This window comes from Sphingopyxis sp. RIFCSPHIGHO2_12_FULL_65_19, assembly GCF_001830555.1.
In the GTDB taxonomy this organism is placed as follows: domain Bacteria; phylum Pseudomonadota; class Alphaproteobacteria; order Sphingomonadales; family Sphingomonadaceae; genus Sphingopyxis.
In genome coordinates, this window is the sequence record NZ_MIAM01000072.1 from 1 (window position 1) to 20,909 (window position 20,909).

Annotated in this window: 26 protein-coding genes and 2 pseudogenes; 9 read left to right on the forward strand and 19 right to left on the reverse strand. The window is 66.7% G+C overall.

Annotation, left to right across the window (positions count from 1 at the left end; all coding sequences use genetic code 11):
- A partial coding sequence (locus A3E77_RS19060; protein WP_293649156.1) for a DUF1993 family protein occupies positions 1-201 on the forward strand: 201 nt, incomplete at its 5' end.
- Positions 202-272: 71 nt separating this feature from the next.
- On the opposite strand, the gene A3E77_RS19065 is transcribed toward A3E77_RS19060, so the two are convergent.
- The 7 genes from A3E77_RS19065 to A3E77_RS19095 form a co-directional block, all read right to left on the reverse strand.
- Entirely contained in the window at positions 273-698 is a 426-nt protein-coding gene (locus tag A3E77_RS19065) for an ExbD/TolR family protein (RefSeq protein ID WP_293649158.1), read from the reverse strand.
- A gap of 254 nt (positions 699-952) precedes the next feature.
- The gene (locus tag A3E77_RS19070) at positions 953-2,071 is read right to left on the reverse strand and encodes an OmpA family protein (RefSeq protein ID WP_293649219.1); all 1,119 of its coding nucleotides are present in this window, start codon (positions 2,069-2,071) and stop codon (positions 953-955) included.
- A 130-nt stretch (positions 2,072-2,201) separates the two neighbouring features.
- A complete protein-coding gene (locus A3E77_RS19075; protein WP_293649161.1) occupies positions 2,202-2,654 on the reverse strand; it encodes a DUF2793 domain-containing protein in 453 nt (150 codons plus the stop codon).
- A gap of 11 nt (positions 2,655-2,665) precedes the next feature.
- Positions 2,666-4,132 (reverse strand): GTA baseplate fiber-binding domain-containing protein, encoded by a 1,467-nt coding sequence (locus A3E77_RS19080; protein WP_293649164.1) that lies wholly within the window; start codon positions 4,130-4,132, stop codon positions 2,666-2,668.
- Positions 4,125-4,328: a phage tail assembly chaperone gene (locus A3E77_RS19085; RefSeq protein WP_293649167.1), complete on the reverse strand. Its 204-nt coding sequence runs from the start codon at positions 4,326-4,328 to the stop codon at positions 4,125-4,127. The genes A3E77_RS19080 and A3E77_RS19085 overlap by 8 nt, the downstream gene beginning before the upstream one ends.
- A gap of 1 nt (position 4,329) precedes the next feature.
- Complete coding sequence (locus tag A3E77_RS19090; protein WP_293649170.1) at positions 4,330-4,641, reverse strand: gene transfer agent family protein; 312 nt, start codon at positions 4,639-4,641, stop codon at positions 4,330-4,332.
- Positions 4,638-5,045, reverse strand: coding sequence for a phage major tail protein, TP901-1 family (locus A3E77_RS19095; RefSeq protein ID WP_293649172.1), 408 nt, complete (start codon positions 5,043-5,045; stop codon positions 4,638-4,640). The genes A3E77_RS19090 and A3E77_RS19095 overlap by 4 nt, the downstream gene beginning before the upstream one ends.
- A gap of 47 nt (positions 5,046-5,092) precedes the next feature.
- On the opposite strand from A3E77_RS19095, the gene A3E77_RS19100 reads away from it, so the two are divergent.
- On the forward strand, positions 5,093-5,428 hold the full coding sequence (locus A3E77_RS19100; protein WP_293649174.1) for a hypothetical protein: 336 nt from the start codon (positions 5,093-5,095) through the stop codon (positions 5,426-5,428).
- A 36-nt stretch (positions 5,429-5,464) separates the two neighbouring features.
- On the opposite strand, the gene A3E77_RS19105 is transcribed toward A3E77_RS19100, so the two are convergent.
- The 10 genes and pseudogenes from A3E77_RS19105 to A3E77_RS19150 form a co-directional block, all read right to left on the reverse strand.
- Positions 5,465-5,854: a DUF3168 domain-containing protein gene (locus tag A3E77_RS19105; protein WP_293649177.1), complete on the reverse strand. Its 390-nt coding sequence runs from the start codon at positions 5,852-5,854 to the stop codon at positions 5,465-5,467.
- Positions 5,851-6,396 carry a head-tail connector protein gene (locus A3E77_RS19110; protein WP_293649180.1) on the reverse strand — a complete coding sequence of 182 codons (546 nt, stop codon included), beginning with the start codon at positions 6,394-6,396 and terminating at the stop codon, positions 5,851-5,853. The genes A3E77_RS19105 and A3E77_RS19110 overlap by 4 nt, the downstream gene beginning before the upstream one ends.
- Positions 6,396-6,677 carry a phage fiber-tail adaptor protein gene (locus tag A3E77_RS19115; protein ID WP_293649183.1) on the reverse strand — a complete coding sequence of 94 codons (282 nt, stop codon included), beginning with the start codon at positions 6,675-6,677 and terminating at the stop codon, positions 6,396-6,398. The genes A3E77_RS19110 and A3E77_RS19115 overlap by 1 nt, the downstream gene beginning before the upstream one ends.
- A 14-nt stretch (positions 6,678-6,691) precedes the next feature.
- Positions 6,692-6,847, reverse strand: coding sequence for a hypothetical protein (locus A3E77_RS19120; RefSeq protein WP_293649185.1), 156 nt, complete (start codon positions 6,845-6,847; stop codon positions 6,692-6,694).
- Positions 6,844-8,223 (reverse strand): tail fiber domain-containing protein, encoded by a 1,380-nt coding sequence (locus tag A3E77_RS19125; protein WP_293649188.1) that lies wholly within the window; start codon positions 8,221-8,223, stop codon positions 6,844-6,846. Before A3E77_RS19125 ends, A3E77_RS19120 begins: the two co-directional genes overlap by 4 nt.
- Before the next feature lie 100 nt (positions 8,224-8,323).
- Positions 8,324-8,527 (reverse strand): annotated as a pseudogene (locus A3E77_RS19130) (phage major capsid protein); the annotation flags it as partial.
- Between the two features lie 52 nt (positions 8,528-8,579).
- Positions 8,580-9,590 (reverse strand): annotated as a pseudogene (locus tag A3E77_RS19135) (terminase large subunit domain-containing protein); the annotation flags it as partial.
- A 3-nt stretch (positions 9,591-9,593) separates the two neighbouring features.
- Positions 9,594-10,178, reverse strand: a complete 585-nt coding sequence (locus tag A3E77_RS19140; RefSeq protein WP_293649191.1) for a hypothetical protein — start codon at positions 10,176-10,178, stop codon at positions 9,594-9,596.
- 294 nt (positions 10,179-10,472) lie between these two features.
- Positions 10,473-11,036, reverse strand: coding sequence for an ImmA/IrrE family metallo-endopeptidase (locus A3E77_RS19145; RefSeq protein ID WP_293649194.1), 564 nt, complete (start codon positions 11,034-11,036; stop codon positions 10,473-10,475).
- Between the two features lie 2 nt (positions 11,037-11,038).
- A complete protein-coding gene (locus A3E77_RS19150) occupies positions 11,039-11,389 on the reverse strand; it encodes a helix-turn-helix domain-containing protein (RefSeq protein ID WP_137871790.1) in 351 nt (116 codons plus the stop codon).
- A gap of 178 nt (positions 11,390-11,567) precedes the next feature.
- Here A3E77_RS19150 and A3E77_RS19155 point away from each other — a divergent pair, with 178 nt between their 5' ends.
- The 4 genes from A3E77_RS19155 (at position 11,568) to A3E77_RS19440 (ending at position 12,633) form a co-directional block, all read left to right on the forward strand.
- Positions 11,568-11,792, forward strand: coding sequence for a DUF2188 domain-containing protein (locus tag A3E77_RS19155; protein WP_293649197.1), 225 nt, complete (start codon positions 11,568-11,570; stop codon positions 11,790-11,792).
- Between the two features lie 47 nt (positions 11,793-11,839).
- The gene (locus A3E77_RS19160) at positions 11,840-12,010 is read left to right on the forward strand and encodes a hypothetical protein (protein ID WP_293649200.1); all 171 of its coding nucleotides are present in this window, start codon (positions 11,840-11,842) and stop codon (positions 12,008-12,010) included.
- Between the two features lie 45 nt (positions 12,011-12,055).
- A complete protein-coding gene (locus A3E77_RS19165) occupies positions 12,056-12,298 on the forward strand; it encodes a hypothetical protein (RefSeq protein ID WP_293649203.1) in 243 nt (80 codons plus the stop codon).
- A gap of 65 nt (positions 12,299-12,363) precedes the next feature.
- Positions 12,364-12,633 carry a DUF3892 domain-containing protein gene (locus A3E77_RS19440; RefSeq protein WP_366652651.1) on the forward strand — a complete coding sequence of 90 codons (270 nt, stop codon included), beginning with the start codon at positions 12,364-12,366 and terminating at the stop codon, positions 12,631-12,633.
- A gap of 129 nt (positions 12,634-12,762) precedes the next feature.
- Here A3E77_RS19440 and pip read toward each other — a convergent pair whose 3' ends face one another.
- The gene (gene pip / locus A3E77_RS19170) at positions 12,763-13,851 is read right to left on the reverse strand and encodes a prolyl aminopeptidase (protein WP_293649206.1); all 1,089 of its coding nucleotides are present in this window, start codon (positions 13,849-13,851) and stop codon (positions 12,763-12,765) included.
- 155 nt (positions 13,852-14,006) lie between these two features.
- On the opposite strand from pip, the gene A3E77_RS19175 reads away from it, so the two are divergent.
- A complete protein-coding gene (locus A3E77_RS19175; protein ID WP_293649208.1) occupies positions 14,007-16,172 on the forward strand; it encodes a S9 family peptidase in 2,166 nt (721 codons plus the stop codon).
- Positions 16,173-16,232: 60 nt separating this feature from the next.
- Here A3E77_RS19175 and A3E77_RS19180 read toward each other — a convergent pair whose 3' ends face one another.
- Positions 16,233-16,946, reverse strand: coding sequence for a 2OG-Fe(II) oxygenase (locus A3E77_RS19180; protein WP_293649210.1), 714 nt, complete (start codon positions 16,944-16,946; stop codon positions 16,233-16,235).
- Between the two features lie 194 nt (positions 16,947-17,140).
- Between A3E77_RS19180 and A3E77_RS19185 the strand changes: the two genes are divergently transcribed.
- Positions 17,141-18,796: a M20/M25/M40 family metallo-hydrolase gene (locus tag A3E77_RS19185; protein ID WP_293649213.1), complete on the forward strand. Its 1,656-nt coding sequence runs from the start codon at positions 17,141-17,143 to the stop codon at positions 18,794-18,796.
- Positions 18,797-19,097: 301 nt separating this feature from the next.
- Positions 19,098-20,909, forward strand: coding sequence for a DUF885 domain-containing protein (locus A3E77_RS19190; protein ID WP_293649216.1), 1,812 nt, complete (start codon positions 19,098-19,100; stop codon positions 20,907-20,909).

Here is a 20,909-nt window from a genome sequence, read left to right on the forward strand (position 1 = left end):
GTCAGCTTCACCCTGCCCAACGGCATGACCTTCGACATGCGCGCGTTCGACTATGTCCGCGACTGGGCGCAACCGCAATTCTACTTCCACCGCACCGCGGCCTATGCGGTCCTGCGCCACATGGGCGTCCCGCTCGGCAAGGCGGATTATGTCGGCTATATGATGCGCTATCTTCGGCCCGGAACGGCCCCAACCACCTGACCGGCGCCACCTGACCGGCGCCACCTCTGACCGGCGCCACCTCTGACCGGCAGCAGGAACCGCCGCGCGGGTCAGATCAATCCGGCGTAGCTGTGGATGCCGGGAAAGGCGAGTTTCGACCCGCCATTGCGCCGGATCGCCCCGATCGCTTCATCGACGCGCAGATAACGCGCCCGCGCGGCGGGTTCGAGCAGGATCGCCGCCGGCTCGGGCCGCTCGGCCGCCCGTTTGACCAACAGCCCCAGCTGCGTCAGGTCGACGGCCTCGTCGTTCCAACGGATCACGTCGGCGGTGTCGATGGTGACGCGATTCTCGTCGAGCACCTCGCCATGCGGCGGTGGCTCGCCGGGCAGCGTCACGTCGATGCTGTGCGTCGGCGGGGGAATGGTGATGATAAACATCACCAGCATCACCAGCATCACGTCGATCAGCGGGGTGGTGTTGATCAGCGGGCTGGCGTTGGGGTCGGTGCGAAAAATGCTGCGGCGTCGACGCATGGCTTCTCTCCCGGTTGGGGAGGCAGCCCGCGCGCGCGGGACCCTACCCCGTCGTGCGAAGCATCGGCACATCCTCTACTTCATCAGTTATGATATATCATAATACAATAGAAGCAAGAACCGATCGACGATGCGCGTGGGCTGGCCGCCGCGGCCAGCGCGCCGGGAAAGTGCGGCGCGCATAAAGAAAGGGCGGCACCTTTCGATGCCGCCCCTCTTTTTCTTCCAGTCCCTGTCGGGAGCGGAAATCGGTCTTACATGCCCGAGTTCGGACCGTAAGTGATTTCCACGCGACGGTTCTGGTCGTTGCGGACGCCATCGGCAGTCGCAACGGCCGGGCGGCTTTCGCCGAAGCCCTGCGCGCTGATCGAGCCGTCCGAGATACCGCGAGCGGTCAGATAGCTGCGAACCGCGGTGTTGCGGCGTTCCGAAAGGCCGACGTTGTACGTGGCCGAACCCGAACGGTCGGCGTGACCGGCGAGCATGACCTGCGTACCCGTGCAACCACGGTTGTAGGCGCTGATCGCGTTGTCGAGCGTCGAAGCCGCTTCCGGCGTGATGTTCGACTGATCCCAGTCGAAGTACACGATATACGGTCCGGGCTCGCAAACCACCGGCGGCGGAGGCGGCGGGGGCGGCGGGGGCGGCGGGGGCGGCGGCGGGGGCGGCGGAGGAGCCGGTTCCACCGGCGCCGGAGCGCCACCGAAGTTGAACGTCAGCGTGCCCAGGATCGAGTGCGAACGGAAGCGCGTCGAAACGTCGCGGCCGGTCTGGTCGACCAGGTCGAGGTTGTCGACGTTGAAGAAACGATACTTCAGGCCAACGTCGATGTTGTCGCTGAGCGGAGCGCGAACGCCCGCAATCGCCTGCCAGGCAAAGCCCGTGTCCGAATCGTCGAGGAAGTTACCGGCATAGACCGGCTCAACCGAAACGCGCGAGACACCGGCACCGCCGCCGACAAAGCCCTGAAGGCCATCGTCGTCGCCGAAGTCGAGCATGCCGTTGACCATGAAGCTCAGCGCGTTGCTGTCGCCATTCAGGTCGAACGAGCCGGTCGCCAGAGGACCGCCGCCGCCAACCGACTGCGGAATGCCCGGGGTGGTGAAACGGCCCGACTTGATGTCGGCTTCACGATAGCCGACTTCGACTTCCGCGCGGAAACCGCCGAAGTCATAACCAACCGTACCTTCAAAATCATAGCCAGCGCGATGATCGAGCGTACCGGCATTGTTGAACGTGCCGATATCGAGGTCCAGGTCCTCGACGAGCATTGCGCCTGCACCCACACCAACATACCAGGAGTTGTCGCGCGCCAGAACGGGCGACGCCAGGGTGGTGGAGGCCAACGCCAGAGCGACGGCAAGCTTCCTCATAGTAATTCCCCTTTCAATTGAGATATACGTCTCGGCAGACGTCCTACTCGCCGCTTTGGTTCCGTGCAAGTGAACAAATCGTCAATCTGTTGCCAAAAAGTCGCACTAACAAAGCGAACGAATGGAAAATTCAGCCTGATATCAGAATGCCCTGCGCGGCAAGATGCAGGATCAACATTGCAATGGCGCTACGCGCTTCGGCATCGATTGTCGACCCCCCTGCGGGGACCGCTATCGCCCCCGGCGCCGTCCACGCGCCCGCTCTGAATTGAAGCTGCACCCGATCGGTCAGGCGGGTCACCGACATTCCTTCGCGCGGCGGAATGAAACGCCACCCGCCGGCGGTCCACAGCGCCAGCGAATCGTCCCGACCCGCCCACACCCCCGTCGCGGCCGCACCGACGATCCAGCATTGCCCGCTGGCGGGTTCCGAAGGCGGAACGGCGATCGGTCCCGCTTCGACGGCGGCGTGGATCAACGCGTCGATCCGGACCAGCGCCTCGTTGTGCGTGACCTCTTTCTGCGCCTGCGCAACGGCAAGCAACGGCAAGGCAAAACGCGATGTGGCGGGCATGTCGGTCATCACTTATCCTTTCAATTCAGCGGCAAGGTCAGCGCGGGCGACAGCGCGAAGTCGCCCGCCTGGCGAATCTCGATGGCGCAACCGGGCGGCAGCGCGGCAAAGGTCGCCGCGGCGATCGCCAACGACGGCGACGGGCATTCCCACGGGCCGATGCCGGCAACCGGCGGCGTCAGTGCGACAATCCAGGCCTCGCGGCTCTCGCCGACCGGCAGGTCGACATGATCGCGCCAGCCCGTGTCGACCCGGCTGCGCCTGGTCCAGCCGATCGTCACGCCGCCCGCCCCGTCGCCGCGGACTTCGCCATGCACCGGCGCCGGGGGTCGCAGCGCGCGGCCGGTTCCCGGCACCGCCACGTCGGTCAAGACCGTCCCGCCGCGCGGCGCCCATTGCAGCACCGCGGCGCCCCCCTCGGCCCATCCCGCGATCGTGTCGGGCAGCATCATCAGCGCAGGATCGTCGAGCAGGACAAAGGGCGTGCCGGTCACATGCGGCGTATCGGCCGCCGTGCCGCCACGTCCGCGCAGCAGGCGCGACAGGCGCCAGACCCCCGGCGCCACGACATCGGCAGCGCCGAATTGCAGCAACTCGCCGCCGACCATCGCCCGGTTCGCGCCGCCCAGCAGCGCCGTTTCCTCCACCGATTCCAGCGTCATCGCCGGATTGACCAGCGCGACCAGCACATTGTTCGCCAGGTCGAACAGATCCTCGGTTCCCGCCGCCAGCGGCGCGGCCAGCGCGCCCAGCGCCGCCGCGGGCCGCACCGTGCCAACCGATATGGGCTCCGTGCCCGGCGCCACGACGATCCAGCAATCGGCGCCGCGCCAGCCATCGTTGCTTCCCGCCCCCGCAACCAGGATATGCGGCGACGCCGCGGCGGGGCTGCCGATGTTGGGAAGGTCGAACAGATACACCGTGCCGACCGCATCGGGCCAGTCGGGCGCCGGGACCGCCACCCCCGGCGCGGCGGGAAGGTCGATCGCCGGCAACGGCGCATGCCCCTGCACATTCACCGTGATCGCGATGTTGCGCGCGCCGCCGCCCGCCGCCTCGATCCGCCCGCTGGCGGTCGGCACGAACAGCTCGGGTCCGCGCTCGCCCACGCGGTAGGCGCGCCCGGCGCTGACCGGCCCGCCCGTCGCGCGCCCCGGCGCCCCGAACAGCGACAGCGCCAGCGCCAGCAATCCGCCGCCGCCTTGCCCCTCGCCCTGCCCGCCGCCGCCCATCGCCGCGCCGATGCCGTTCGACATGGCGGCGCGCGCGATGTCGGCCATCACCGACAGCGCCAGCCGCTTCAGATCCTCGAACCCCAATTTTCCGCTGACGATCGCGCGGTTCAGCGCCCGCTCGATCGCGCGCCCGGCGGCATCGGCACCATCGCCCAGCGATCCTTCCAGCTCGCCGCGCAGCGCCGCAATGTCGCGCCGGAACGCCACCGTGTCGGCGCGCACCGCGACGACCATTTCGTCGATCTCATCCATCGGGAAATTGCTCCATCATGGCCGCCAGCGCCGCGCTGTCGAACGGCACCGCGTCATTGGCCCCGGCCCACCCGCCCAGCACCGCCCGCACGTCGGCGGGGGTCGCGGCCCAGAATTCGTCGGGCCGCCACCCCGCGACGCGCGCCATCACCCCGGCCAGCGCCATCGCTGCCCGGCCCAGCCCGCCGTCCGTCATGTCACCGCCCCTGCAATATCTGCCCCAACAAGGCGCGCAGCGCCGGGCTGACCGCCGCCAGCCCTTGCGTCACGACCGCCTCGCCGACCGCCTCGCGCGTCAGCATATCGGGCCGATCCTTCACGCAGTGCCAGAACAGCGTCGCCAGTTCGCCCAGCGCCAGCCGCCCGTCGGCGGCGCGTTCGACCAGCGCGAACAGCGGCCCCAGTTCGCTCTCCGCCGCGACCAGCGCGGCAAAGCTCGGTCGCAACACCAGCAATTGGCCGCCAACGCGCAGCTCGGCTTCGCCGCGCAGTCCGTTCGCCGCGCTCACAGGCTCGCCACCGCGCCGCTCGACTCCAGGTTGAGCGTGTAGTTGCGCTCGCCATTATAATCGCCCGCATAATCGAGCCGCGTGACCAGGAACCGCCCGCGCATCCGCTCGCCGCTTTCAAAGCTCAGCTCATAATCGTCGAGCACCCCCGACAGCGCCGCCGCGCGCAGCCGCACCTCGGCGTCGGACCCGGTAAAGATGCCCGCCGCGCTCACCGAAACCGACCGCACCCCGGCACCCGACAACAGCTCGCGCCAACCGCCCGAATCCTTCGTCGTGACGTTCACCGCCTCGCCGTTCACCGACATCTGCGTCGTGCGCAGGCCCGCCACCGTCCGGTAAGCGGGCGGCACCTCGCCGTCGCCGATCTTGAGCAGAAAATCGCTCCCATTTTCAATCGCCATCGTCTAATCTCCTCGGGGAAAAAATACTGCAAATGGGGAGTCGCAGGATGCTGATCACGACAATCGTTTTGGCGCTCATGGCGCAGTCGCCCTCGGCGGCCGTCGACACGACGCGCGCCGCCTTCACCAAATGCCTGCGCACCGACATGAAAAAGGCGCTGGAGGCCAAGATGGAAGAGGCCGAATATGAAATGACGGTGAAGGCGAATTGTTCGACCGAACGCGACGCGTTCCGCAAGGCGGTGATTGCGCTCGGCCGCTCGGGCGGCGATTCCGAAAAGCTCGCGACCGAAGACGCCGAAATGCAGATCGACGATTATCACGCCAATTTCACCGACAAGTTCAAGGATTATAAATCGTCCAACACGCTGCCGGGCGATTGATCCATCATCCTCGCTGCGGCGATGCCGTCGGCGGGCTTATGCTGCCAGGCACCGGCACCGCACCACCATGTCGTGCCGCCAGCCGCCGTCGCGGGCAAAGGTAAACCGCGTGCGGATCGTCCGCACGGCGACCACCGTCCAGTCGCCCGCCGCGCCGCGCAATGCGCCGACCACCGCCTCGATCCGCGCCGCCGCATCAGCGGCCGCATCGCCCACGCCCACCAGCGTCAGCGTCAGGCGAATTTCGCGCCCGGCGCGATCCTTTGTGCCCCACTCGCGGCCCTCCGCCGCGCCGATGGAGACATAGGGCGCACTGGCGCGTGGCGGCGTCCCGTCGAATATGCCGTGCACCAGCCCCGCCAGCGCCGCATCGCGCGCCAGCAGGTCCAGCACGCGCGCGCGCAGCGCACCGTCGACACCCGTCATCGCCCGCTGCCCAGCGTCAGGCGGCGCCACGGCTGCCACAGCGCCGCGATCGCCGCGGGCGGTGCCGCCCCCGTGCCGTCGCGCGCATCGTGCAAATGCTGCGTCATGCGGATGATGCCCTGGCGGATCGCCTCGGGCACGGCGTTCGCGCCGTCGGCCATCCCCGCGCGATAGGCGGCGCGCACCCGCGCCGCCCCGCCGGGGTCGCCGATCGTCACCCGCGCGGTGCCGTCGCGGCCGATGATCGTCCGATAATCGCCGGTGCCCAGCGTCTCCGCCCCGCCATCCGGTAGCAACAGGTCGACCGCATCGATCGCGACGATCGGCCGCGCGGTCGGCTGGAACGTCCCCGCCACCAGCGGCAGGATTTCCTCGCCCGCCCGCACGATCAGCCACTGGCCGATGAACGCCTCGCAGATATTGGTCGCGGCGCGGACCAGCCCCGCCACCACCGCATCGTCGACCGTCGCCCCCAGCCGCAGCCAGCTTCGCGCTTCGTTCAGGCTGACCGGGGCCTCGCCCGGCAACAGACTTTCCGCCATCACCGTTCCTCCACCCGCACCGTCATCGACCGCTCGTCGATCTGCCCGTCACTCAACGTCACGCGATTGGTAACGCGATAGACATGCCCGGCGACCCCGCCCGCCAACGCCACGGTCGCGCGCGTCAGGTCGTGCGCCGCCGCCGCGACCGCGACGCCGCCCGCCTCGCCCGGCGCGACCGTCCACGCGCTCGCCGTCACGGCCTGTCCGCCCGGATAGGCGGCGGCCCAGTCGAACTCGAAATCGATCCGGCTGTCCGGATCTTTCACCATCATCGTCATGCCGGTCCTTTCTTTCAGGGTTTGCGCAGGATGATGCGGCGGCCCGTCTCGCGGACCACGGGCACCGCAACCTGCGCCGCGGCGGGCGCGGGGCCGCTCCATTCGCTGGCAAGGTCGCGGCGCGCGACATCGCCGATCGCCCGCGCCCCCAGCGCCGATCCGCCGGTCACGCCGCAGCCTCCAGCGCGGCGATCCGGCGCGCCTGCGCCGCGATCAGGAACAGCGCCAGCTGGTCGGGGCGCAACCCGAACCGTTCGGCGCCGTCGGTATCGGCGGCGTCCCCCGCGTCCCACATGTCCCAGCACAAAAAGGCATAGGGCGTCGCCCCCGGCCGCCCGTCGGCGTCCAGCGGCGCGATCAGCCCTTCGTCGGCCATGATCGACCACACCGCCTGCGCGCGGACGCCGAAATGATAGCGTGCGTCGGCGGCGCCCTTTTCGGCGATCGCATCGCTCCACTGGTAAAATCCCAGCTCGGCGGCGATGCGGGTCGCGGCGCGCATTTCGGCATCGCTCGCCGCGCCGCGCCACTGCTTGCCGCGCGCATCGGACGTGTTGATGACCCCCGTCGCGGCGAACAGCTGCGACCAGCGCGCCGCCGCCGTGCCCAGCGGCTGCCCGCCGTCCATGCCGGGGCGGAACGCGCCATTGGGCTCGATCACCAGGCGCGGCCCACCCGCGGTCACATCGTAAAAGATCAGCGCCCCGACCCCGGCGGCGCCGACATTCTGCCCGATCCGCCAATCGCGATCGGGGGTCAGTATGCGCAGCTGCGTGTCGGTCGCGCCGACGTTGGTCGCCTCGATCGTCGCGATCGTCGCATTCGGCTGAGCGACGTGCAGGGGCGCCGTCGGCGCGACCGTCCCGATGCCCAGATGTCCCGACGCCGTCAGGCGCAACCGCTCGGTCCCGCCCGTCGCGATGCCGATCATGTCGGCGCCCGGACGGAACAGCCCGCTGCCCATATCGGCGGCAAAACCGATCGCGGGGGCCGCCGCGGCGCCATCCGGCGCATCCAGCGGACCGCTCAGCAGGTGGCGCCCGTCGGCATCGCGAAAGGCAAAGGTCGCCAGCGGCACATTGACCCAGCCGCCGCCGCGCCGGACGGTGACCAGATCGTCCGCATCGGCGGTCGCCGCGGCGTCATGCGTCGTCGACAGCGGCTGTTTTGCGGCAAGGCCGGTCGCCAGCGCCGCGATCGCGTCATCCTGCGCCACCTCGCCGGCACCGCTCCCCGCGAACCAGCTCGCCCCGACGGTCAGCGCGATCGTCTTCAGCCCGGGCAGGAAATCGACCGCCGCGCCGCCGCTCGACGACGCCGCAACCGCGTCGCGGACCAGCCGGCCCAGCCCGTCGATCCGCCCCTCACCGACTTCCCACTGGTCGGGATGGGCGATCCCGGCGACGGCATAATGAAACGGCATGTTCGCCGGAACGGCGGCTGCAAAGCGGCGATGGCCCGGCACCGCGCCCGTGGGCGTCAGCGGTCCGGTCCCGCCCTCCTGGCACAGCTCGCGCACCAGGTCGGCGAAAAAAAGGGTCGGCATGGCACGGCCATCCTTCTGTTGATGTCGGGAAAGATTGACGCCCGGCCTCGTCCCGAAAGGGAAAGAGGCGAGGGCCGGGCGTCCATCGCGCGCCAGCCGATCAGCTGGCGGCGAATTTCATCAATTTGATGGCTTGTGAATCGATGATCGCGCCGCCGACCCTTTTGGTTGCATAGAAATGCACGAAGGGTTTGTTGCTGAACGGATCGCGCAGGATGCGCGTCTCGCCGCGATCGGCGACCAGGTAACCGGCGCGGAAATTGCCGAACGCGATCGACAGGCTGTTCGCCGCGACGTCGGGCATGGCGCAACGTGCCCTCGACCATCTCGCCGCCCATATTGCTCTCCGCCACCACCCGGTCGGCGCCCCAGCGCGCCGCCGCGGCGGCGACCGCCTGCGCCCACATCGCGGGCGGCGGATTGTCGACGCTGGCATCCTCGACCACCGCCAGCCGCCCGTCGCGCAGCAACGCCGCGACGACGATCCCGCACGCATCGCCATGCGATGTCGCCGGCGGATCGACCCCGATCACGACGCGCACATATTTGCCGATGCTGTCCGCATCGACCCGGCACCCCTCGATCAACGCGCGCGGCCACAGCGCGCCTTCGACATCCTCCAGCAATTCGCCGTCCAGCTCCTGCCGCCCCAGCCGCGTCCCGCCGTAACTCGCCAGCATCGCCTCGACAAAGGTCGACGGCAGATAGGCATTGTCGTGCGTCCCGCCGCGCGTCTCCTCATATCCCGGCAACGCCATGATCCGCCGCATCAGCGCGGTCGGGCGCGGCGTCGTCGTCACCAGCACGCGCGGCGCCTCGCCCTGCCGCAGGCCCAGGATCAGATTGTCCCACGCCGCCTCGCCCTTGGGCCATTTCGCCAGCTCGTCGCACCACGCCGCATGATGTTCGGGCCCGCGCAGATTTTCGGGCGCCGCCGCCGAATAGAGCGTCGCGATGGCGCCGCTGTCGAAATGCAGCTCGCGCCGCCCGCCGATCCAGCGCGGCGTCTCGCCCGACCGCGCAACCGCCAGCAGCCCGCTCGGCCCCTCGATCATCACGCGCAGCCCGTCGGCGTCGTTCGCCGCGACCAGTGCGATCCGTCCCCCCGGCACCATGCGCGCCCATTCACTGATCCATTCGGCGCCCGCGCGCGTCTTGCCGAACCCGCGCCCGGCGCGGATCATCCAGATGCGCCAGTCGCCCGGCGGTTCGCACTGCCCCGGCTGCGCCCATCCCTGCCAGCGTTCGATCAGCTCGCGGCGATATTTCGCCCCCACCTGCCGCATCAACAGCCGCAACTGCCCCGCCTTCAAACCGCTCAGCTTTTCCAGCACGTCGCCCACGACGTCGCGTGTCGCCTGCGCCATGGCTTACAGATCGTCCCAGCCGCGCTGGCGGCGCAGCACCGCCAGCCGCGACAGGATCGCCTCGTCGGTTTCTTCGGGCGTCGGCATCCGCGCCGCGTTCGGCCGGGGGGTCTGGAACCGGCCGCTGCGCACCGTCGCGCGATAACGGCCGAGCAGCGCGATCGCCTGCTCCATCGTCATCGGCTCGACCAGCGGCATATCGGCGTCGGCATCGGCGTCGGCATCGCGCGCATCGGCGGCGCCCGCACCCAAATCCTCCGCGCCCGCATCCTCCGCGCCGGACTCGCCCGCGCCGGAATCATCCGCCGCGACACCGCCTTGCCAGGGCACGCCCACCGCGGCCCGCCGCGTGACGCGCGCCAGCGCGGCTTCGACCAGCGCCAACTCCAACCGTTCATACCCCGCCTCGATCGCCTGCTGCCACGCCGCGGCAAAATCGGGATCGCGCGCGCGCAGCCGGTATATCGTGCTGTGCGCAACCCCCGCCTGCTGCGCGGCGCGCGACATGTTACAGCTTTCGGCCAGCCGGACCAGAAACTCGTCGAGCCGCGCCTGCGGCATCTCGCGCCCCGACGCCGTGGCTTTCATCAATAACTGCTTGTTCCCGGCCCGGATAATATCCCCCATCGCCCATCGCCTCCCAAAGCAATCGGGCCGGAACACCCTCCCCCACTGGGGAAGGGCGCCGGCCCGACTCGCAATTCTTCATGATGTGACACTTGTGCCATATCAGCGTGACGATGTCAAGAGATTTTAACCGATATGGTAAATTAGAGTCATTCCGTTCTCACATTTTTCCAGATTGACCGCTAGCGGATCGGCGGCTTCGGGATTCAATTTGAAGGAAGCGGACATTCGTTTCGGAAGCCTCGCTGATGCACTCTATGCGCGTGAACGGAATGCCATTCGCTTTTCGGTACCCGTCATGCGGCAACGCCAATGGCACAGATCTTCACTCACACCGAAGTGCCGTGCAATATCAGACACGGATTGGCCACTACTTCGGTGATGATAGAGAGCCGCTTGGGGAAGCAGGAGTGCACCTCCAAGCCAGTCAGCTTCCTCCTCCTGCTCGTCCGAATAGTCTGAGAGCAGCACCAACCCCGCAGGCGAAACCTGAACGCTTGCGGGCGTGTGGTCTAAAATCGAATGCGCAAGCTCATGCATCAACGTTGAAGCTTGGCGACGCTTGCTCTGTGCGGAGTTGAGCACAATGAGGAGCAGGCCATCTTCTGCGAGCGTCATACCCGACCAACTGTCGGGGTCGCGCTGGAGCAGTTGGGTGGCATGCTGCGGCGGCAGATCGAGTTCGTCTGCGCCCAAAACGTGGGCCCCCAGCGATTCAGCGTAAATCCATGGATCAAGCTTCTCGAGCGGGCCCAGACCCAGCGACGCCCGCGCAGCCTCTGATAGCCTCTCGGACTCGGCCTTAAACCCCCGACGCATTCCTACTGTTGCTGCAACGCCAGTCGGGCATCTTTCGCCCTTTGAGCAGCCAAGATGAGCTCTGCCAACGACTCAGCAGTGTCAGGAGAAAAGGTCTTCTTCTTGCGAAAGTGGACGACCGCAGGCCGCTTAGCTGGCCCGTCATTTGTTTCGATTCCTAGGAAGATAGCCGGGTCAACGCCGAGCCAACGACATATCTTCGCGAAGGTCGCGAGATCAGGAACGTTGCCATTCTCAACTCTCGACAACGTAGCCGAACTGACTCCTGCTTCGGCAGCGGCCGACCTGATACCGCGGGTGCCACGCTTTTTAGCGATAAGGCGCCCCAAATCCTCGATGGGCAGGGTTTCCATGAAAATCTCCAACAGGGCCCTTGACTCCCCAGGGCCAGCGGCGATAGTGTCTCACGTGTAAGACAAGTCGTCTCGTGACTGATACTGCCTTACCTGAGAGACGGGGAATCACGCCGCGCTCGCTGAGTCAAGAGATAGTGCGGCAAGGTTTCGCTTCAATGAGCAGAAAGGCAGTAACATGAGTGGCAAGAACCAATATGTGGTTCGGAATGGTAATGGATGGGGCGTCCGTGGAGAGGGCAACAGCCGCCTCACCGGCTCTTTCGCGACGCAGGCTCAGGCGATCGAGCGCGGACGCGACATCGCCAGGAACCAAGGCGCCGAACTTCGCATCCAAGGGGCCAACGGCCAGTTCCGTGAGGCCTGGTCGTACGGCAACGATCCCTACCCGCCGAAAGGCTAAAATTGGGCCGCTCCGATTGGAGCGGCCTTTTCTTTATGGAGGCGTCAATGCGCAAACTGCGCACTTTGAAACCGCTGCGGCCCCTGAAACCGCTCGATCGGATGCAGAACATGAAAACGCTGCGTCCGCTTGGCAAGACAAAGTGGGTGAGGGCGCATTGGCGGTACGACTACGCCCGCCGACAGTGGGAATGGGTGCTCGGTCACTGGTCAAAATAGGAGATTCCGATGGTAAAGATCACCGGCTTCGACAAATTGCAAAAGATGCTGGAAGACGCATCTCGGGCATTCGAGGAACTCGACGGCAAGATCGGGGAAGTCAGCTTCGATCCGAATGACGCCGCGAGCATCGATGATGCGATCAGGTCGATGGAGATCGCGATCGACCAGAAAATCGGTGCCTTCAAGAGCAATCCGATGGTGGCTCAACTTATCCCGCAGATGAAAGCCAAATACCGGGACGGCATTATCGCTCGCGCCGAAATCGCGCGTAATAACCATAGCTAACACCGCGGTTCGCTTGTGATCCAGCTGTATCTCATAAACGGCCGATCCGCTTTGTGGAGGATATAATGGCAGATTACCAAGTAACATGTATTCGGCGGGACGGCGCGGATATTGACCGAAGGATTGACCGCTTGGGCGGTCCGGGTTGGAATGACACAATCGACAACGTAATCGCCTTCCTTCAAAGCGGCGCGCATCGCTTTTGGACTTCGGTGAACGGTGTCAGTGTCTGGATCGTAGTCCGCCAGCATCCCACTAGCCGACGTTATTATCTTGCTACAGAAAACGATGGCTACCCGCCCAACAATCTTCTCAGCTTGCCTGAGTGCGGCTAGCGCGACCAACCCCGTATCTCTGTGCAAAAACCTAGCGTCCGCTTTCGGAGTTGCTCGGCGGCAGCTTAACAGCCAACTTCAGGTGCATCGCTGCCGCCCCGGCCTGAAGGCGCGGGCATTCGCCCCCAATCACCCAATCCGCCCCAACCCATCCATCACCCCCGTCAGCGCCAGCGCATTCTCGCGCTCCATCGCGCTATGCCCCGCGTTGGTCACCACGTAAGACACCGGCTCCGCCCCCGCATCGCGCAGCGCGGCGACCAGCCGCGATGCCTGTGTCAGCGGGCAGACTTCGTCGAAACGGCCGTGGACGATATGGATGGGGATCGACGCCAGCACATCGATATGGTCGAAAAAATGCCCCGCGGGCAGGAACAGCTTGTTCGCGAAATAATGCGCCTCGATCTGCGCGAAACACAGCGCGAAATCGGCCTCGCCGAACTTGCCCGTGTCGGCGCTTTCGGGGATCATGTTGGAAATCACCCCTTCCCACAGGGACCAGGTCAGCGCCGCCTTCAGCTGCCGCTCCTTCTCCGCCTCGTTCGCGGGCACCATGTCGAAAATCGCCTTGTACGACGCCATGACGTCGCGGCGTTCGTCGGGCGACAGCACCGACAGCAGCGCCGCCCATTCGCCCGGATATTTGATATAGGCGCCGGGCGCGGTCAGCCCATAGGGGTCGTCCCCCCACGTCGCGGCATTGCCCTGATACAAATACAGCAGATCGTCCGCCGCGCCCAGGAAGATGCCGCGCAGGATCAGGCTGGCGCAATGCGCGGGATGCGCGATGGCATAGGCCAAGGCAAGCGTGCTGCCCCAACTGCCCCCGAACACATGCATCGGCCCCGCAATCTCCAGATGATCGCGCAGTTTTTCGATATCGCCGATCAGGTCGGCGGTGGTGTTTTTCGCCAGCGCGACCGCCGGACCCGCCGAGGCGACATTGGGCTCGCTCTTGCCGCACCCGCGCTGGTCGAACAGGATGACGCGGTATCGTTTGGGGTCAAAGAATCGCGCCATCACCGGCGCGCACGCGCCGCCGGGGCCGCCGTGCAGGAACATCACCGGCTCGCCGTCGGGATTGCCATATTCTTCCCAGTAAATGCGGTGCGCGGGGTCGCGATCGACCTCCAGCCAGCCGAAATTCAGGCACGGCGGCTGCGGATAGACCCAGTCGCCGCCGATCTTGCTCGATGCCTGCAATCGCGAAAAATCCATGTCCGTCCGCCCTGTCTCTGATCGTCCGGCCGCCGACCGGCCCGCGCGTCCGGCTTAACCTCCCGCGCCGCCATGTCCACCGCCTCCGCACCGGCGGTTGACCCGCGACCGCTTAACCGTCAGACCACCCGCGTCGCAAAAAGGGGAAGCATTTCATGCGCAAACTGGCATTGTTCGGGGCGAGCCTCCTCGCCCTTACCTCGCAACCCATTTTCGCGCAGGCGCCGCAACCGCCCGCCGCCGACCCCGCGCCCGCCGCCGCCGCCGAACCCCCCGCGCCGATGTCCGCGGCAGCGGCCGGCAGCGCGCGCAAAGGCCCCGAACGCCGCCTCACCGGCGCCGACCTGTTCGACCTCGCGATCGCCTCCGATCCGCAGATCAGCCCCGACGGCCGCCACATCGCCTATGTGCGCCGGTCGAACGACATCATGTCCGACCGCGCGGTCAGCTCGATCTGGCTGATCGACACCGCGACGGGACAGGAAACCCCGGTTGCGGGCCGCGGCGGCGGCGCCTTTTCGCCGCGCTGGTCGCCCGACGGAAAACGCCTCGCCTATGCCTCGACCGAGGGCGGCAGCGCGCAGCTCTGGGTGCGCTGGATGGACGGCGGCGAAGCGGTGCGCCTCACCGGCCTTCCCACCAGCCCGTCGAGCCTTGCCTGGTCGCCCGACGGCCGCTCGATCGCCTATACGATGCTCGTCAAGGACGATGGGCCGAAATTCGGCAGCGCCCCCGCGAACAAGCCCGAAGGCGCAAAATGGGCCGACCCGCTCGAGGTCCGCGACCTCCTCACCTATCGCGCCGACGGACAGGGCTATGTCGAACCGGGGTTCGAGAAAATCTTTCTCGTCCCCGCGACCGGCGGCGCGCCGCGCCAGCTCACCTTCGGCCCCTATCATGACGGCGGGCCGCTCAGCTGGTCGCGTGACGGCCGCACCCTCTATTTCAGCGCGAACCGCCAGCCCGACTGGGAACGCGATCCGCTCGAAAGCGAAATCTACGCGCTCGACGTGACCGGGGGACGGGTGACCGCGCTCACCGACCGCAACGGCCCCGATGCGAACCCCATCGTCTCGCCCGACGGCGGCAAGATCGCCTGGCTCGGCTATGACGACGCCGGGCGCGCTTATGAAAACACCAATCTCTATGTGATGAACCGCGACGGGTCGGGCCGCCGCGCCGTCGCCGAAAATTGGGATTACAGCGTCGATGCGATCCAATGGGCCGCGGACGGCCGCGCGCTCTACGCGCAATATGACGATCATGGCGAAACGAAAGTCGCGCGCATCGCCCTCGACGGGTCGGTGCGCGACGTCGCCAGCGGGCTGTCGGGCGGCGGCATCGACCGCCCTTATACGGGCGGCAGCTTCACCGTGTCCGACGGCGGCGCGGTCGCCTTCACCGGCGGCACCGCCACGCGCCCGGCCGAAGTCCAGCTTGCGCGCGGCGGATCGGCGCGCATCCTCACCGACCTCAACCGCAGCTTGCGCGAAGTGAAATCGCTGGGCGAGGTGCGCAAGATCACGACCCCCTCCAGCCACGACGGCAAGGCGATCGAGGGTTGGCTGACCCTGCCCCCCGGCTATGTCGAGGGGCAGCGCGTGCCGCTCATCCTCGAAATCCACGGCGGCCCCTTCACCGCCTATGGCCCGCATTTCTCGACCGACAACCAGCTGTACGCCGCGGGCGGCTACGCGGTCCTCTCGGCGAACCCGCGCGGGTCGACCAGCTATGGCGAGGCGTTCGCGCAGGAAATCGACAAGGCCTATCCGGGCAATGATTATTTCGACCTCATCTCGATCGTCGATCGCGCGATCGCGCTCGGCATCGCCGATCCCGACGCGCTGTTCGTCACCGGCGGGTCGGGGGGCGGGGTGCTCACCAGCTGGATCGTGGGCAAGACCAACCGCTTCAAGGCCGCGGTGACGCAGAAACCGGTGATCAACTGGACGACGCAGGCGCTGACCGCCGACGGCCCCGCCTTCTTCGGCCCCTATTGGCTCGGCGCCCAGCCATGGGAAAAGCCCGACCTATACTGGTCCCTCTCCCCCCTGTCGCTCGTCGGCAATGTCGAAACGCCGACGATGGTTGTCGTCGGCGCAGAGGATTATCGCACCCCGGTCAGCGAATCCGAACAATATTACACCGCGCTCCGCCTTCGCGGCGTGCCGACCGCGCTCGTCAAGGTTCCCGGCGCCAGCCACGGCAGCATCGCCGCGCGCCCCTCGCAATCGGCGGCCAAGGCGTCGGCGATCCTCGCCTGGTTTGAAAAATACAAGGACGGCTGGAAACGCCCGGCAGGGGATGCGCCAGCCAAATAGCGAGACGTCGCGACGCGCCGCAACACGCCGTTGACGCCGGGCGGCGATCGACCGCGATGCCTATGTCGCGTCGTGAAATATCACCCCCAGCGTGCGCCGCTGCCCTGCCCGGATCGCGCTCACCCCGTGGCGCATCGCGACGCGATAATCGCCGCGACTGCCTTTCACCGGGCGAACGTTGACCGCAAATACCACCGCATCGCCCTTGGTCAGCGGCACGACGGCGGCGCGCGACTGCATCCGCGGTCGCTGTTCGGTCAGCACGAACTCGCCGCCACTGAAATCCGTGTCCGGCTCGGACAGCAGCACCGCAACCTGCAAGGGAAAGACGTGCGTCCCGTACAGATCCTGGTGGAGGCAATTATAATCGCCCGGGCCATATTGCAGCAGCAACGGCGTCGGCCGCCGCTGCCCCGCCGCGTGGCACCGCGCCAGGAAGGCCGCATGGTCGGCCGGAAAGCGCGCCTCCATCCCCATGCGGTCGTGCCAGCGGTTCGCGATCGGCGCCAGCCGCGCGTACAGCATGGCACGCAAGGCCTCGACAAAGGGCGGCAAGGGATAGGCGAAATAACGATACTCGCCGCGCCCGAAGCCATGCCGCGCCATATGGACATGGCTTCGGAACCCGGTCGGCGCGTCATAGAGCGCGGCAAGGCTGTCGCACGTCGCGGCATCGACCAGGCCCGGCAGCACCGTCCAGCCTTCGCGGTCGAGCGTCTCTTCCAGCCCGGCGCCCGGCGGCGTCACGGCGGCAAGTCTTCGATTGGTCGTCATCCCGCTCCCATGCCGCCACCACCCGCGCGCCGCGCCCCGTTTCTTGCGGTCAAACAATATGTTGGTGATCCCCGCGTTCGCGCGATGACGAATGGCTGTGAAGGGTTCCGACGCCCTGGACGCTTCAATCCGGCGCGGAAAGCCTCTAGGGTCCGGGCTCTAGGCAGCGACATCACAACAGGAACCCCCGCCCCATGACCTTGCGCTCCGTCTCCGCTCTTCTTCTTGCCGTCGCAACGGCCGGTCCGGCTGCGGCCCAGCCGGGCATCGACGCCGACAAGCTCACGCAGACCGTCCGCACCCTCGCCTCCGACCAGTTCCAGGGCCGCGCGCCCGGAACGATCGGCGAAGAGCGCACGGTCGGTTACCTCATCGGCAGATTACAGGCGCTGGGGCTCGAACCGGCGGGCACCGACGGCGGCTGGACCCAGCCGGTGCCCCTGCTCCACACGCGCCTCGGCACCCCGACGACGCTCGCCTTCCGGCGCAACGGCACCGCGGTCCCGCTAAGCTTTGGCACCGACATCTATCTTTCGACGCTCCAGCCGAAAGATCGGGCTGTGGTCGCAAACGCCCCGCTGGTCTTCGTCGGGTACGGCGTCAGCGCGCCCGAACGCGGCTGGGATGATTTCAAGGGACAGGATCTCAAGGGCAAGGTCGCGGTCTTCCTGATCAACGATCCCGATTTTGTCGCGGCCAAGGGCGAGGATGCCTTCGGCAAGTTCGGCGGACGCACGATGACCTATTATGGGCGCTGGACCTATAAATTCGAGGAAGCCGCGCGCCGCGGTGCCATCGCCGCGCTGATCGTCCACGACACCGACGGCGTCGGCTATGGCTGGAACGTCGTCAAAAGCGGCGGCGGCGAAAATTACGGCCTCGTCACCCCGGCCGAAAAGGTGACGAGCCTGGCGTTGCAGGGCTGGATTTCAGGCGACACCGCGACAAAGCTCCTGGCAAACGCGGGGCAGGATCTGGCGCAATTGCGCGTCGCCGCACGCCGCAAGGATTTCAAACCCATCGACCTTGGCACCAGCTTCGACGCCGCGATCCCGGTGACGCAGGCGGTTGTGCAAAGCCAGAATGTGCTCGCCAAGATCCCCGGCACGAAACGCCCTGACGAGGTGATCATGTATGGCGCGCACTGGGACGCCTATGGAGAAGGCCCGCCCGACGAACAGGGCCGCATATACCGCGCGGGCGCCAACGACGATGCGCTCGGCGTCGCAGGACTGTTCGAGATCGCACGGCTGTTCAGGGCCGCGCCAGCCCCCGACCGCACGATCGCCTTCGCCTTCTGGACGGCCGAGGAACGCGGGCTGCTCGGATCGGAAGCCTATGCCGCCAACCCGCTCTTCCCGATCGAAAAAACGGTCGCCAACCTCGGCCTCGACATCCTGCAAACCGCGGGCAAGGCCAAAGACGTCATCCTCGTCGGGCAGGGACAGGGGACGCTGGAGGACGACCTCGCGCGCTTCGCCGCGAAACAGGGACGCACGGTGTCGGTCGAAAGCCTGCCCGAACGTGGCCTTTTTTACCGCGCGGATCATTTCAGCATGGCAAAGCGCGGCGTCCCCGTCCTGCTGATGATGGGCATCGCGGGCGCATCCGATCTTGTGGAAGGCGGCAAACCGGCGGGACAAGCGTGGGTCGATGCCTATACCGGCAAATGCTATCATCAGGCGTGCGACGCATGGGGCGCCGACTGGAACCTCGATGGCTCGGTTCAGGATATCGAGATTTTTTACCAGATAGGCGATGAACTCGCCCGCTCGTCCAAATGGCCGGGCTGGCAGGACGGCAGCGAGTTCAAGGCCATCCGCGACCAGAGCGCCGCATCGCGCAAATAAGCGAACGGCGATGGCCGGTTTCGACCGGAAGCGGACGTAAAGTTCCTCCCCATCGACTTGCGATGGGGAGGTGGCAGCCCGCAGGGCTGACGGAGGGGTAATGGCGCAACGTTGCCGCCCCTCCACCACCGCCTGCGGCGGCGGTCCCCCTCCCCATCGCAAGTCGATGGGGAGGATCGTCAACGCCCGCTCCCCACCGCCAAGCGACCCTCCGCACGGCCCGCCAGCGAACAGTCGCTGAAACATTATTGCGCCCGGCGCGGCAGTGCGCGACAAGCCGTCCATTCAATAGGAGAATTTGATGCGCTTCGCCCTCGCCCTGCTGCTGCTCCCCGTTTTACCCTTTGCCGCCGTGAACGCCCCCGCGCTCGCCCAGACCGCCCAGCCCGGCGCGCAGGACCAGGCGCTGCTCGCTTTCCTCGACCAGGCCTTCGATGAACGGCTGGAACTCAGCCCCGAATCGCAGACTCAGCTCGGTCTCAAGGCCGGCTACGACCGGCTCGACGATTATACCGACGCCGGCGCGGTGCGCGATCAGCAACTGGCCGAACGCCAGCTCAGGGACATGCGCGCGCGCTTCCAGCCCGACCAACTCAGCGAACGTGCGCGCGTCAGTTACCGACTATTTGAATATGAAGTCGAACGCGGCCGCGAATCGCTCCGTTTCCGCAAGCTCCGCTTCCCGGTCTCGACCAACGGCAGCCCCGCGGGCGCGATTCCCGTCCTGCTGATCAACAATCACAAAATCGACAGCGTGCAGGATGCCGAGGCCTATATCGCCCGCCTTCGCGACACCGACCGCGTGATGCGCGAAGTCGCGGCGACGATGCGCGAACAGGCCGCGGCGGGGATCGTCCCGAACAAGGTCAATTTCGCCCCCGCGCGCGCCGATGCGCTGAAAGTCATCGCGGGCGCGCCCTTTGACAGCGGCGCCGATTCGACCCTGCTGGCCGACTTCCGCAAGAAGGTCGATGCGCTGGACGCCCCGGCCGCGACGAAGGCCAAGCTGGTCGCCGATGCCAGCGCCGCGCTGACCGGGCCGTTCCGGCAGGGCTACACCGCACTGATCGCCGCGATCGACGAAATCGAGCCCCAGTCGAAGGGCAATTTCGGCGCCTGGAACCTGCCCGACGGCGCGGCCTATTATGCCGACCGGCTGAAAAGCTCGACCACCACCAACCTCACCGCCGATCAGATTCACGACCTTGGCCTTGCCCAGGTCGCGGCGATCCGCGGCGAGATGGATGCGATCAAGCGCGAGGTCGGCTTCACCGGCACGCTCGAACAATTTTTCGACCACATCCGCACCGATCCGCAGTTCAAATATCCGAACACCGAGGCGGGCCGCGAAACCTATCTCGCCGATGCCCGGGCCGTCATCGCGTCGGCGATGACCGCTGCTCCGCGCTATTTCCGCGTGTTGCCCAAGGCGCCGCTTGAAGTGCGCGCGGTGGAGAAATGGCGCGAAGGAACGGCATCGACCGCCTTTTACAACCCGCCCTCGGCCGACGGGTCGCGCCCCGGCATCTATTACGTCAACCTCGTCGACATGAACCAGACGCAGAAGGTGCAGGTCGCCGGCATCGCCGCGCATGAAGGCGCGCCGGGCCACCATTTCCAGATTGCCCGGCAGCAGGAACTCACCGGCATCCCGAAGTTCCGCAAATTCGGCGGATATGGCGCCTATATGGAGGGCTGGGGACTTTATTCGGAACGGCTCGCGAACGAAATGGGGGTGTATAAAACCCCCTATGACCGGTTCGGCATGTTGTCGCTCCAGGTGTGGCGCGCGATCCGCCTGGTGCTCGACACCGGCATTCATTCCAAACGCTGGACGCGCGAACAGGCGATCGCCTATTTCAAGGCGAACAGCTCGGTTTCGGACACCGACATCGCGCGCGAGGTTGACCGTTATTTCAACTGGCCGGGTCAGGCGACCAGCTACATGGTCGGCCAGCTCAAGATCGCCGAACTGCGCAAACGCGCCGAGACCGAACTGGGCCCACGCTTCGACATCCGCGACTTCCACGAAGCCGTGCTCGGCGAAGGCGCGCTGCCGCTCGACATCCTCGAAGAACAGGTCGTGCGCTATATCGCGGCGAACAAGATGTGA